Source organism: Acetitomaculum ruminis DSM 5522 (assembly GCF_900112085.1).
GTDB classification, from domain to species: Bacteria; Bacillota; Clostridia; order Lachnospirales; family Lachnospiraceae; genus Acetitomaculum; species Acetitomaculum ruminis.
Genome location: NZ_FOJY01000018.1, coordinates 1 through 14,458 on the forward strand (window position 1 = coordinate 1; position 14,458 = coordinate 14,458).

Genomic DNA, 14,458 nt, shown 5'->3' on the forward strand with positions numbered 1-14,458 from the left:
AAGTATAAGTACGGGAACCGACATTTCTGGTGCAGAGGATATTATGTAGATACCGTAGGTAAAAATGCAAAAAAGATTGAACAGTATATTCGCAACCAACTAAAAGAAGATTTAGAATATGATCAAATGTCACTAAGTGAATTTATAGATCCGTTTACGGGTCAGCCGGTAAACAAGGGCAAATAAAAAGAGGCTCTTGAGAGCCCGCCAGTAATCGTAGTGCGGCTGGCGGATTTTTCAGAGCCCCTTTAGGGGTAGCTAGTAACAGCGGCTTATAGCCGCAGAGCAAACCACCGGCTGAGCCGGTGGTCATGATTTATGTTCTAAAGCAAAATATTTCATCCGGTAATTTTTTTGACCTGGATGGATATCTGATTTACTCCTGTAAAAAATAAAAAAATTAATTAAAAAAGCCGATAAGATTTTATGAGAGACTTTTATAAAAAATTTATAAGATGAAAAAATTCAGGAGGAAAAAATGAAAATAAGAAAGAGTTTAACCAAATTTTTTATCATGCTTTTTATAGTATTTTGTTTTGGTGGGTTTACAAATGCTAAAGAAAGCTTCGCTGCTAATTTAACATTAAAAACCACTGATATAAAAAACAAAATTTACAAGATTAATACAGTAACTATAAGGGAAAGGGGAAAATTCAAGGCTTCTATTGTTGGGGCAAGACAGTATAAATTTTACAGTGCTGATTCCTCTGTTTTAATAGTTGATGAACTGGGAAATTATAGAGCAAAAAAAGTGGGAAATGTAAAGATTATTGCAAGAGGCTATAATGAAAACGGCCACTTTGTTGACAGGCAGGTTTATTATGTAAATGTATATCCAAAGACAGAGTCGGCTATGTTAAATACAAATGAAGCGACACTTTACACAACAGATGTAGGCTCAGCTTATAACTCTAATCCTTCAAACCGAGTGAAATTTAAAATATCAGGTATCAATTACAATATGAACACAGTACAAAAAAAATTTGATGCTGCAAATTTTTCGGTGATATCAAGTAATCCTAATGTAAAAATTGAATCAAAAAAAGTTGAATCAAGCTGGGGAGAATTAACTTTTAGCGGAGTGGGAAATTCCACAATTAAAATAAATCTATTTGGGAAAAAAATATATTTTAAAATGCATTTATATTATGTGACAATACAAGATACCACAAAAACCGTGGCAACAGGTACTTCTGCATCAATAAGGCTTTATATCGGGAAAAATTCTCAAAAAGCCTTGGAAAACATAGGGTTAAGCCGTGTACGATTTGGCAGTTCAAGAGCATCAGTTGCTACTGTAAACAGAAGTGGAATTGTTAGCACAAAGAAGGCAGGAAATGCTATAATAGCAGTAAAAGTTGGAAATTTAAAATTTGGAGTTGCAGTCAGCGTTACTTCTCAAGTAATGTTACAATGTATTGCAAATGCAAAGGCCATATATTCCGTATCTACCTATTCCCAGGCTCATAGAATGGAAAATGGTTATTATGACTGTTCATCATTGGTTTGGAGAGCTTACCATTTATTAGGCTATAATTTCGGCTCACTATACTGGGCACCTACCGCAGCTGATATTGCAAGGTATCTGGTAAATCATGGAAAGCAGTTACCTGGTATGGTTTTCGGAGATAATATAAGTAATTACAAGCTTCAGGCAGGAGATCTTGCTTTTCCTATTAATTCCGGAAATGGTCGTTTTATGGGGATAAATCACGTGGAAATATTTGAAGGGTATTATTTCAACGGTTTTACAAATAATGGAAAAGGTTATTTGCTAAGTCCACGCTGGGTAACGGCAGCAGGAGTTGACTCGGATGCAATTGTGGCCAGACCATAAGAGTAAAAAAAGGAGAGAAAATGAAACTAAAAAAAAGTTTAACCAGCTTTTTTGTACTGTTTGTATTAACTTTATGTTTATCCACTGTTACAAAAAGCCAGGTTTATGCATCAGAAAAATCATTAATGGAGGATAATAATAACAATGTAGTAACCGTAAAAAGTAAAGGATGTTTTAAAGCTGATATAAAAAAAGCAAGAAAATACCGGTATTATTCCTATAATGAATCTGTGGTGAAGGTTACCGATGAAGGAGCATATGTAGCAAGAAATGTTGGTACGGCTAAGATTTATGTAAGAGGTTTTAATGCTAAAGGCAGTGTGGTGGGAAACCGTAGTTACAATGTGAATGTTGTTCCCGTGACTTCTAAAGCCAGTCTTTCCGTTAGTGAAAAGACCTTATATACAACGGATTTAACTTCTGCTTATGACTCAAACAGTCAAAAAAGGGTAACATTTACAATTAAAAATATGCCTTACAAAATAAATACCGATAATTCTTTTGACGCTTCTAATGTGAGTTTTAAAACGTCAAATTCAAGAATAAAAATAACATCACAAAGCATAGTAAATAACAAGGTAACCCTTACATTTGAGGGCTTGGGAACAGCAAAAGTTTATATAAATATTTTTGGTAAAAAATTAGCATACAAAATGAATATATATTATGCCACAGTAAAAAGCACTTCAGAACTTTTAGCAAGGGGCAGTAAAACAAAACTTAAAGTCTATATTGGAAAAAACAATAAAAAAAATCTTACTGTCGCATCCCCTAACCTGATTAAATGGGGAACCACAAGGGCATCTGTGGCAAAGGTAAGTAAAAATGGAACAGTTAGTGCCATAAAAAACGGAAACGCTATTCTGGTAGCCTACATAGGAAATTTGAAATTTGGAAATATTATAAGTATTACAAGTAAAAATAAAATATCCGCTGTAAAAAAAGCTATTAAAATATATAAATCCTCCAGCTATTCTCAAGCAAGAAGAATGGAAAAAGGATATTATGACTGTAGTTCACTAGTCTGGAGGGCTTATGTGCCTTATGGTTACAATTTTGGAGTAACAGGTAACTGGGCACCTACTGCAGCCGGACTTGCCCAATACCTTGCCAACAAGGGCAAAATGGTAAGTGGACAGGTTTACGGAAATAACATTAGCAATTACAAACTTCAGGCTGGAGATTTGGCTTTTGGAACAGGGGGAGGAAACGGAAGATATCTGGGTATTTATCATGTAGAAATGCTTGCAGGATACAATTTCAATGGATTTGGTAATAATGGAAAAAGTTATAATGTAAGTGTAAAATGGGCAACAAATTCCGGAATTTGGGGAAACTCAGTTGTAGGACGCCCATAAATTTAGGATTTGGCTTTTTTCTTTACAGATAATCAAATCCGTGGCAAAAAAGGGAAGAAGCAATGAAGATGACAGACCGGTATTTAAACAAAATGAAGTGGGATGAACTGATATTTTGGGTACTATTGGTAGCCAGCTTCCTTTGCATTGTCTTTTTTGGTTTCAAAAGTCTCAACAATAATGTCAGGGACAGGGAAATTTTTTTTATTAATGGTTGGGAGAATGAAGAAGGAAAAGAAGTCGATCTTGGTTGCCTGCTGGATCTAAAAAAGAATAAAAACGGTAAAATAGTCATTGAAAAAGCAGTTCCCAATGGAATAGACAATGATGATTCTCTCAATTTCAGGGCAAAAAATTTAATAGCAAATATTTATCTTGACAATGAGCTTGTTTATACTCTTGATTATGGTGAAAATCCTACCGGAAGAGGCTATGGAAGCGCCTTTGTATATATAGGATTAAAACTAAGTGATATTGGAAAGACAATCAGAATGGAGATAGAACCCATATATCAGGATGACAGTTCAATGTTAGATAGGATGGTAATCCAGAAAAAAGAAGCTTATGTAAACAGTTATATTGAAAGTCATTTTCTTTTGTTTTTTATTTCTGTAATCATAATAGTTTTTGGAATTGCGGTTTTGGTAGTAAACAGGGTTTCGAATAAGAAAAACAAGGAAGGTTTGGATTTTCTGGTTGTATTTGCTTTAATAGTGGGAACTTGGTCGGCTATAGATACCTTGATTCCTACAATAATTACCGGTGATGTGGTTTCAATAAAAATAATGGATTATTCCCTGTTATTTTTAATGTGCTATCCAATTATAAAATTTTTGAATCATCTAACGGTATTGAGAAAAAAGATATATCCAAGGTTTGTATCCGTAATGTCAATACTCGTGGCTGCAATCTGTACATTTTTAAGAGTTTTAAATATCATGGACATACATAACAGCATCTTTCTGGTGCATATAGAAATGTTTGTTTCAATAATCATAATATGGAAAATGTTTTATGATGAAATCAGAAATACTAAAAAAACCGGAATAACAAATGATAATTTTGAAGTATTTCCATCTATAGTTATTTTCAGTATATGTGTATTAATAGATGTATCAAAGTATTATATTCTCAATAAAAAAGGTAATAATACAAGTTTTTTTATAAGAATAGGGACAATGATAGTTGTTATTACGATAATGAGAATGATTTTCTACAAGATAGTAAAATATTTAAAACTGGCCGGTGCTACGGAGGACATGGAAAAAATAGCCTATAAGGACACATTGACTTCATTGGGAAATCGTGCTGCATGCAATGAATTTGAAAACCAAATTGAAAATAATTTAAAAAATTCCGCCTGCACTGATGCAATGGTTTGCCAGTTTGACCTAAACAATTTAAAACTTGTAAATGATAATTACGGTCATGATTTTGGAGACAGATATATTCAAAGCGCAGCCGAGGCCATTTCAGCCTCCTTTGGTAAAGACGGAAAGTGTTTTAGAATAGGTGGGGATGAATTTATTGCCTATATTGTAGGTGAAGACCTGGAAAGTCGATACGAAAAATGTTTAAAAGAGTTTTTGGAATTCATTGAAAATTATAATGCCAATTCCCTGAAATATAAAAGAAGAAAGGGAGATTTAATAGATTATCCACTTAGTATTGCCCATGGTGTGGCTTTAGTTTCCCAAACTGTTGATAAAACTCTTACAACTGCCAAAAAAATAGCAGATAAAAGAATGTACAAAAACAAAATAAAAATGAAAGAAAATAATAAAAAATTGCAAGGTGATTTTTAGTGATTATGAAGGATTAATGATAAACTTTTTCATTAATCCTCTTTTTCTTGAGGCTTATATAATACTGTATTATAATCAGATAGTCACGACTAACTGCGACAAATAAGCGAAAGAAAAGGAAGGATACTATGAAAAAAATCAGTTTAATTTCTAAGTCCATACTTTCTATTGCAGTATTGTGTTTGTGCTTTGTATTTGGATTTTCAATTAATTCAAATGCTGCCACAACATATCTTGATGGAGAGTATGAAGGAAGTGGAGTAGGCTATGATAATGGTACTATAACGCTTAAGGTAACTATTAAAGAAGGCAAAATCACTAAAATTGAAACGGTGGATGCCAGCTCCCAGACAAAGTCCTATTATACTGTGGCAGAAGATATTTTTGATTCTATTATTAAAGCCCAGTCTACAAATGTAGATGTTATTACCGGAGCAACAAAAAGCAGTAACGGAATCAAAGAAGCTGTTTTATCTGCCCTGGAAAAGGCTGTTGATAATAGATTTTTTGATTCAGGAAGCGGTACACAAAAAGCTCCTTATGTAATTAAAACAGCAGATCAGTTGGTGGGATTTTCCCAGGCTGTTGATTCAGGAGAAACATTTAAAGGACAGTATATTGTTCTTGGTAGTGATATAGATCTTTCAACTGTTGAAAACTTTAATCCTATTGGTGATGAAAATGCCAGTGTCAATGTTTTTGAAGGAAATTTTGACGGACAAAACAAAACAGTTTCCAATATGAAAATATCTGCATCTGTAGAAAGTGGTGCAGCAGCTTATGGTTTGTTTTCCTATCTTGGAAATGGTAGTGTTGTTAAAAATATAAATGTTAAAGATGCAGATGTAAAACTGGTAAGTACTTCAACCTCAAACTCTGATAGACCAAAGGCCGGTATTATTGCAGGAGCATCTCTTGGAACTACTGAAGCCATTACAATAGTGGATTGTGTAACAACAAGCGGAAAAGTAAGCGTAGAAGGGAAGGCATATACTTACGGTGCAGGTATTGTGGGTACAATTGGGAAAAATACCATAATATCAAATGTTGTAAATAATGCAGACATAGAGGTTTCTTGTGATGGAGCAAACTTTATGGTAGCCGGTATTGTAGGAAATTCCGGAAATAAATCCTTTGTTATTAATGCCATCAACAATGGAAATATCACAGGAAATTCAAAAAATGAAAATAAGGGTACTGCTAATGTCGGCGGTATCGAAGGAATGGCAGCAGGTAATGAATTTAATGTTGTTAATACCGGAAATATAACAGTAAATCAGGCAAACAATAATCAAAAATATGGTCCAGTAAATGCATCAGATTATTCATCTTCTGCCTGCAAATATTTCATTGACAGTCTTGTTATTACAGTTAATGGTAAGATAATGGAAACAGCATCAACAGATGATACTGATACTAAAGTTTTAGCTAAAGATTTTTATACAGAAAGCTTCCAAAAAACTTTAAATAACCTTTATCCTTCTTATAAGGCTTTTAAAGAGGCTGGATACAAGGAATATGCTGATTTAAAATTATGGAAGTTGGAAGATAAATCTCTTATCCCAACCGGTGAAAATTATGTTAATAAAATAATAGATGCTTCAATTTTTGCAGCTGGAGAGGGAACAAAAGAAAATCCGTATCAGATTGCAGATAAAACACAGCTGATTGCTTTTGCAAACTCCTTAGATGATGGAATTGATTATAATGATGCATTTATTAAACTTACAAAAGATATAGATATTTCAGGCATGGAGTGGACTCCGGTGGGAGGAAGCGATTATGTATTTAATGGAACCTTTGATGGGGACAATCATACCATAAGCGGTATGACTATTGGTTCAAAAGATGCAGTAAAAGAACTGGATTCTTCCAATATTTATGTGGGATTTTTTGGTGCCGTAACAGAAAATGCAAGAATAAAAAATCTTTCACTTACAGATGTGTATATGAATTTACACTACAAGGCCACAGCAAGAGTGGGTGGTATTGTTGGTGTTATGTCTAATGATGCACAAAATAGCGACAGAAGTGGCGCTGTTATAGATAATGTATATGTTCAGGGTCAAATGAACCTTACCCAGGACAAGGGAAATCTCTTTCTTGGTGGAATCGTAGGATATATGTATAAAGGTGCTGTTATTAACAGTCATACAGATGTTTCATTATCAGGTGTAGTAAATGATGAAGCTTTAGCAGAGGTAGGAGGTATCGTTGCTCTTACCAACAGAGGACTTATAGCTAACTGTTATTCAACCGGAGACGGATACGGAAGCGGAAATCGTGACGGTGGAAACGAAGGTATGGCAGAGGTAAGTAACATTGCTGCTACAAATGCAGGTTCAGTTGTAGGATGCCTTGGAACAGGAAATATTACAACAAAAGAATTATCCTATTATGCAGGAACAATTTCCGGATGGGTTACAGGCCTTGGAAAGGCATATCAGTCAGTTTACAACAGCTCATCTGTTATGACAATTAATGAAAGTACTGTTTCACCTTTAAATGATGTTGGAACTCTTACAACTTCCGGAACCAGTGATGAAACAGGAGAGTACTTTAACGGAGGGCTTAAAACAGACCTTACAGGAATAGCTTATAATAGGGAAAATTATGCCAAAATTGCTGAAGTGTTAAATGGATATTTTTCCTCCTATGGAATCGATTTGGCAGAATACGGACTTAAAAATACAGATTTAAGAAAATGGATTTCTGATGAAAATGGTGTAAGGCTGTCAAAAGAATATGCAACAATTACCTATAAGAGACCAGATTGTGAATATATTCCTGAAGAAAAAATGGAATATGTTGACGGAACCTACTACGGAAGGGATAAAGATAGAAGCGTAGTAGTTAAAATTACAGTAGAAAATAAAGAAATTAAAAATGAAGAAGTTATTGTAGGAAGCAAGAGCCTTCCAGGATATGAAGAAGCTTTAGAAGAGGCTAAGACAAAGTGTAAAAACGAGGATACCACAGATTATTTCCCAGTGGATCCAACTAAGTTTGCAGGTGGAAAGGGAACAAAAGAAGATTCTTATCTTATTTCAAATGCTGACCAACTTACTTATCTTTCAGCCTCAATTAATTCAGATAATACCTACGAAGGTGTTTACTTTAAACAAACAACAGATATTACCCTTAACAGTGAAAACTTTTTACCTATAGGCTGGTATCGTGAAATACAAAGAAGTACTGAAAAATATTCTGTATTATATCCATTTAGAGGAAACTATGATGGAGGAAACTTCAATATTTATGGTTTGAAACAGGATTCTTCAAAATATGAGTATCCTCTGGCTACAACAGGACTATTTGGATTTACAAGCGGAGATTATGCAAATAATGAAGAACCTGATGCAAACTGGTGTAAAGTATGCATCTCAAATGTAAACATTGTTGATGCGGACATAGATTTAAGCGTTAGATTACAATCTTTTGCAGGGGTATTAGTTGGTCAGGCTCAAAAAGGTATATTTATCAATAATTGCCATACCAGTGGAAATCTTGATGTAACAGTAGAAGAAAATATTGCAAGAGCAGGTGGTATAGCAGGAAATACACTTAGGGGATATGTGATTAATTCTTCATCAGAAGTAAATATAAATTCAAACTCTAAAAAAGGTACAGTTTATGCAGCAGGAATAGTTCCTAGTCTTAACAGAACAGCCATTGTAAATTCCTATGCAAGAGGAAATATAACAGGAGCCGGAGATGCGGCAAACAGAGTATTAATTGGTGGTATAACAGCTCAAAACGGTGGATTTATCTATAATTGCTATGCTGATTGTTCAGTAGTTTCAAAAAGCGTTGCACCGTCAACAGGTGCCGTAACAGGTTCCCTTGCAGGAATCGGTACCGCAAGAGCTACCTATTTCAATACCCAGTCACTTTTACAAAGTGCAGATACAGTAATTTCACCGGCTATTGCTACAGGAACAAATTTTGTAGAAAACGAAGAAACTGTAACAGGAAAAACAGGAGATGAGTTAAAAACCCAGGAATTTGCAGATTTATTAAACAATGGTGCAAAGGATGCTCTTAATCAGTTAAAAGAGATGGAAGCTTATGTAACAAAGAGCGGATTGGGACATAAATTATACTATAACGGTGAGAAGCTTGACACCTGGGTGGTAAGTGAAGGCATAGTAACACTTAAATCCCTGGCTGACAAAGAAGCTGCAAATCATGTATCAGAAATTAAGCTTGATAAAAATTCTGCAACCATTTATGCAGGAAAGACAACAAAAATCAAAGCTTATGCATTACCGGAAACAGCCATTAATAAGGATTTGGCATTTAGCAGCTCAAATAAAAAAATAGCTACCGTTGATGAAAAAGGAATTGTAACTGCCAAGAAAGCCGGAAAAGCTGTTATTACAGTTACATCTCTTGAAAATAATAATATAAAAGCTGAATTTGTTGTAAATGTAAAAGCCAACACCATAAAATTAACAGCAAAGAAAGCAACACTTTATACTGTTAACAAAAAGACTCTTAAACTGGATGCTTGTATCAACGGAAGAAATAATTCTAAACTGGCAAAATGGACAAGTTCAAATAAAAAAATAGCTACAGTTAATAATAATGGACTTGTTACTGCTAAAAAGGCCGGAAAAGTAACAATTACAGCCAAGGCAAACGGAGTAAGCGCAAAATGCGAAATAGTAGTTTTAAAACCAACCTTAAAAGTGGACAAAACCTCTGTTTTACTTAAAAAAGGAAAAACTCTTAAACTTAAGGTAAATGCTACTCCTGCCACAAAAATAACTTATAAATCATCAAATATAAAAATTGCTACCGTATCAGATAAAGGAGTAATTCGTGCTAAAAAAGCCGGAAAGGTAACAATTACAATTAAGGCAAACAATATACTTAAGAAGGTAACTGTAAAAGTTACAAAATAAAAACATACACTCATAAAACACCAGGGGCAGAATCGAAAGAAACTGCTCCTGGTGTTTTTGGTAATGATATTTACACTATTAGAAAAAGAAAGATATTAACAGTTTCCCTAAGCGATTCGATAAATAAGATATGAGTATAGGAAATGCATTTCTTAGAAAAGAGAAAACTTACAAAATATATGGAATTTTCAATATAATAAAAAATACGAAAAAAATAATTTTTGGTATTGACAAGTTGACAAAAAAATAATAGAATGAGCTCATAACATATGAACAGTTGCTCATATGATTAACTGAGAAATCGTTATTGATATTTTAATAATAATAAGAAAGGAAAGTTGAAATATAGTTTCAACAAGGTATTAAGGATGAAAAAGACATACAAAATTGAAGTTGACTGCGCTAACTGTGCTGCAAAAATGGAAGAAGCTGCTAAAAATACAGCAGGAGTTGCTGATGCAAATGTAAACTTTATGACATTAAAAATGAAAGTTGAATTTGAAGACGGAGCAGATGTAGATGCAGTAATGAAAGATGTACTTGCAAACTGCAAGAAAGTTGAAAACGACTGCGAAATCTTTATCTAAAAATTTTTGACTTCATGAGGCAGAACAATTTTTTGTTTTGCCTCTTTACAAGAAATGAAAATCATTGTTTTAACCTGTTGAAGAATTGGTTTTTTAAGGATTCATAAAATAATGATACTCATTCAATAATTAAGCTAAAGCATTTTGTGTCTGCTTAAGAATCCAATAAATAATTTTTGAACGCAGTGTAAGCAATCCCCCGCTTCAAAAGCGTAAGCTTTAAGCGGGGGTATAAGCTTACTAGTGTCAGAAGGGGTTAAAGCCCCTTCTGACAGGTGGCACAAAGTGCCACTGCGTTCATGAGGAAGTAGCGAAGCGGATTTAAGAATGTCCGCTTTACATAAAAGATTTAATTTTAACTATTGACCGAAATAATATGTGTGGGCTTTATATACATTGAAAATAATATTAATAGTGAAAGGATAATAGTATGACTAAAAAACAAAAAATCTTACTTACCAGAATCATTGTAGCAGCTATATTTGTGGTGATTTTAGAATTATTACCTTCAGAAAGTGTTTCATGGTATTTAAAACTGGCAATATACATGATTCCATACCTTACCTGTGGATATGATGTTCTTTACAAAGCAGGTCTGGGAATCAAAAACGGACAGATGTTTGATGAAAACCTTTTGATGTCCGTTGCCACCATCGGTGCCATAGGAGTTGGAATTTACGAAAAATCCGGAGATTTTACAGAGGCAGTTGCCGTTATGCTCCTTTATCAGTTAGGAGAACTTTTCCAGGCTATTGCAGTTGGAAAGAGTCGTAGAAATATCAGTGATCTTATGGATATTCGTCCGGATTATGCAAACCTTGAAGCTGAGGATAAAAGTACACAAAAAGTTGATCCTGATGAAGTTGAAATCGGTTCAATTATCGTAGTAAAACCTGGTGAGAAGGTACCTATAGACGGTGTCGTTGTTGAGGGAACTTCCACAATGAATACTGCAGCTCTTACAGGTGAGAGTATTCCAAGAGATGTTACAGTTGGAGATGATGTACTTAGTGGATTTATTAATCAAAGTGGTGTTTTAAGAGTTAAAACCACTACAGAATTTGATGAATCAACAGCATCTAAGATTTTAGACCTTGTGGAAAATGCTTCCTCAAGAAAATCAAAATCCGAAAACTTCATATATAAATTTGCTAAATATTATACACCAATAGTATTTTATGCAGCTATTGCCCTTATTGTTTTACCTTCTTTATTCCAGTATTTTGTATTACACATGACACCGGAATTATATATCTGGATTTACAGAGCATGTACATTTTTAGTAATTTCTTGTCCATGTGCGGTAGTAATCAGTATTCCTCTTACATTCTTTGCAGGAATCGGTGGAGCAAGTTCTCAGGGTATTTTGGTTAAAGGTTCTAATTACCTTGAAACTTTATCAGAAGTTAAAACAGTTGTATTTGATAAAACCGGTACTATTACAAAGGGTAATTTTGAAGTAAGCGGTGTTCATCATAATGAAAAGCAGGACAAGGAAATCCTTGAATATGCGGCATTGGCAGAGTGTCATTCATCACATCCTATTAGTCTTTCATTAAAGAAGGCTTTTGGAAAGCATATTGACTCTAATCTTGTAACAGATGTGGAAGAAATCGGTGGAAACGGAATTACAGCTACAGTAAAAGGTAAAAAAGTTGCCGTTGGTAATGATAAATTAATGGATAGACTTGGAATTAAATATATTCCATGTACTCATCCGGGAACAATAGTACATGTTGCTATTAATGATGTTTACGAAGGACATATTCTTATTACTGATGAAGTTAAACCAAATGCTAAAGAAGCAATAAGCTCACTTAAAAACTCAGGGGTTAAAAAGACTGTAATGCTTACAGGAGATGCTAAAAAGATAGCTGAAAAAGTTGCATCAGATGTTGGAGTTGATGAGGTTAAATCCGAATTACTTCCTGCAGATAAAGTAAGCAGGGTTGAGGAACTTTTAAAACAACAGTCAGATAAAGACAGACTTGCCTTTGTTGGTGATGGTATTAATGATGCTCCTGTTCTTACAAGAGCGGATATTGGTATAGCCATGGGAGCTTTAGGTTCAGATGCTGCTATCGAAGCTGCTGATATAGTATTAATGGATGATGATCCTGTTAAAATTTCAAAAGCAATCAGAATCTCAAGAAAATGTATGAGAATTGTTTATGAAAATATCTATTTTGCATTGGGAGTTAAGTTCTTATGTCTTATCTTAGGTGCTTTAGGTATTGCAAACATGTGGATTGCCATTATTTCAGACGTAGGAGTAATGATTCTTTGTGTATTAAATGCAATAAGAGTTTTATTTGCAAAACGCATTTAATATTATTAGAAATGTCAAAAATAAAAGAGATACTTTGGTAAATAATTATTTGAACGCAGTGTAAGCAATCCCCCGCTTCAAAAGCGTAAGCTTTAAGCGGGGATATAAGCTTACTAGTGTCAGAAGGGGTTAAAGCCCATTCTGACAGGTGGCACAAAGTGCCACTGCGTTCATGAGGAAGTAGCGAAGCGGATTTAAGAATGTCCGCTTTACAAGATTCAAATAGGCTTAGTCCCCCGGATTTTAATTCGGGGGTCTTATTATGTTTACAAGAAAAATCAACTTTGCTAAACTAAAATCAGTCAATAAAAAGAAGTGGGGGGATTTATAATGAATGTAGCAGAAACCTTGGAAAAATTGAAAAAAATCGCCTTAAAAGATGAGGAGTTAATGAAAAAGCTTATTTCCACAAGAAAGGCAAAAGATCCCTTACTGGAATTTTGTAAAATCAGTTGCCAAAAGGGTTGTGACTTAAGTGTAATAGACCTTGTTAATGCGGGAGAAGAAGCTTATGCCGCCATGAGAAGAAGTACCAACGGAGGAGGTGAAAACTCGCCACTTCTACACTACGAAGATGATTATTACGAACTTTTTTTAGGAGAGCTGGAGGCTTACTTGTCAAAGGATTAACAATTTGCTATAATGATGTATCATTGAATTAAAGTAATACAGTGAAAGGGACATGAACGCAGTGTAAGCAATCCCCTGCTTCAAAAGCGTAAGCTTTAAGCGGGGGTATAAGCTTACTAGTGTCAGAAGGGGTTAAAGCCCCTTCTGACAGGTGGCACAAAGTGCCACTGCGTTCATGAGGAAGTAGCGAAGCGGATTTAAGAATGTCCGCTTTACAATAAAATGAAAGGAAAAACTGTCAGGAAATGACAGCAGGAGAGAAAATGTACGTAACATGTTTGGATTTAGAGGGAGTTTTAGTTCCGGAAATTTGGATTGAATTTGCAAAAGAAACAGGAATAGAAGAACTTAAGAAAACTACAAGGGACGAGCCGGATTATAACAAACTTATGAATTATAGATTAGATATCTTAAAAGAGCATAAGCTGGGATTAAAGGAAATTCAGGAAACCATCGCAAAAATTGATCCTATGCCGGGGGCAAAGGAGTTTTTAGATGAGCTTAGAAGTTTTTCACAGGTTATTATTTTAAGTGATACTTTCAAAGAATTTGCAGCTCCACTTATGAAAAAACTCGGAATGCCTACTATTTTTTGTAACAGCCTTGAAGTAGCAGAGGACGGATTTATAACAGGATTTAAAATGCGTCAGGAAAATCCAAAATACAATGCAGTAAAGGCGTTACAGTCAATTGGATTTGATACCATTGCCAGCGGTGACAGTTACAATGACTTGGGAATGATTAAAGCAAGTAAAGCAGGATTTTTATTTAAAAGTACTGATAAGATTAAAAATGACAATCCTGATATTCCTGCATATGAGACCTATGATGAGCTTTTAGCAGCCATAAAGAAAAATATGGATTAAAATATTCAGAATATTTCAAAGAAACTTTTATCGGTTTTAGGACGGTAAAGGTTTCTTTTTTTGACAATAATTAATCGCATTATTATAAGTAAAAGCAGTTGACTTGACACCAAAAAAACTTTGTCGCATTATTATTTGG

General features: G+C 34.3%; 9 protein-coding genes. All 9 read left to right on the forward strand.

Annotation, left to right across the window (positions count from 1 at the left end; translation table 11 throughout):
- Positions 1–186: transposase (locus tag BM153_RS10985; RefSeq protein ID WP_177205634.1), on the forward strand; the 186-nt coding region annotated here is incomplete at its 5' end.
- Positions 187–478: 292 nt separating this feature from the next.
- On the forward strand, positions 479–1,837 hold the full coding sequence (locus BM153_RS10990) for a hypothetical protein (RefSeq protein WP_092873748.1): 1,359 nt from the start codon (positions 479–481) through the stop codon (positions 1,835–1,837).
- Positions 1,838–1,857: 20 nt separating this feature from the next.
- A complete protein-coding gene (locus BM153_RS10995) occupies positions 1,858–3,195 on the forward strand; it encodes a C40 family peptidase (RefSeq protein ID WP_092873751.1) in 1,338 nt (445 codons plus the stop codon).
- Positions 3,196–3,257: 62 nt separating this feature from the next.
- Positions 3,258–5,000: a GGDEF domain-containing protein gene (locus BM153_RS11000; protein WP_092873754.1), complete on the forward strand. Its 1,743-nt coding sequence runs from the start codon at positions 3,258–3,260 to the stop codon at positions 4,998–5,000.
- Positions 5,001–5,128: 128 nt separating this feature from the next.
- Entirely contained in the window at positions 5,129–9,907 is a 4,779-nt protein-coding gene (locus BM153_RS11005) for an Ig-like domain-containing protein (protein ID WP_092873757.1), read from the forward strand.
- A 368-nt stretch (positions 9,908–10,275) separates the two neighbouring features.
- A complete protein-coding gene (locus BM153_RS11010; RefSeq protein WP_092873760.1) occupies positions 10,276–10,494 on the forward strand; it encodes a cation transporter in 219 nt (72 codons plus the stop codon).
- A gap of 430 nt (positions 10,495–10,924) precedes the next feature.
- Entirely contained in the window at positions 10,925–12,823 is a 1,899-nt protein-coding gene (locus BM153_RS11015) for a heavy metal translocating P-type ATPase (RefSeq protein ID WP_092873762.1), read from the forward strand.
- 330 nt (positions 12,824–13,153) lie between these two features.
- Positions 13,154–13,453, forward strand: a complete 300-nt coding sequence (locus BM153_RS11020) for a hypothetical protein (RefSeq protein ID WP_177205650.1) — start codon at positions 13,154–13,156, stop codon at positions 13,451–13,453.
- Between the two features lie 263 nt (positions 13,454–13,716).
- Positions 13,717–14,319: a bifunctional phosphoserine phosphatase/homoserine phosphotransferase ThrH gene (gene thrH, locus BM153_RS11025; protein WP_092873765.1), complete on the forward strand. Its 603-nt coding sequence runs from the start codon at positions 13,717–13,719 to the stop codon at positions 14,317–14,319.
- Positions 14,320–14,458: the final 139 nt, after the last annotated feature.

Coding starts and splice junctions, on each gene's coding strand:
- BM153_RS10990 (WP_092873748.1), top strand. CDS start 479: ATGAAAATAAGAAAGAGTTTAACCAAATTTTTTATCATGCTTTTTATA.
- BM153_RS10995 (WP_092873751.1), top strand. CDS start 1,858: ATGAAACTAAAAAAAAGTTTAACCAGCTTTTTTGTACTGTTTGTATTA.
- BM153_RS11000 (WP_092873754.1), top strand. CDS start 3,258: ATGAAGATGACAGACCGGTATTTAAACAAAATGAAGTGGGATGAACTG.
- BM153_RS11005 (WP_092873757.1), top strand. CDS start 5,129: ATGAAAAAAATCAGTTTAATTTCTAAGTCCATACTTTCTATTGCAGTA.
- BM153_RS11010 (WP_092873760.1), top strand. CDS start 10,276: ATGAAAAAGACATACAAAATTGAAGTTGACTGCGCTAACTGTGCTGCA.
- BM153_RS11015 (WP_092873762.1), top strand. CDS start 10,925: ATGACTAAAAAACAAAAAATCTTACTTACCAGAATCATTGTAGCAGCT.
- BM153_RS11020 (WP_177205650.1), top strand. CDS start 13,154: ATGAATGTAGCAGAAACCTTGGAAAAATTGAAAAAAATCGCCTTAAAA.
- thrH (WP_092873765.1), top strand. CDS start 13,717: ATGTACGTAACATGTTTGGATTTAGAGGGAGTTTTAGTTCCGGAAATT.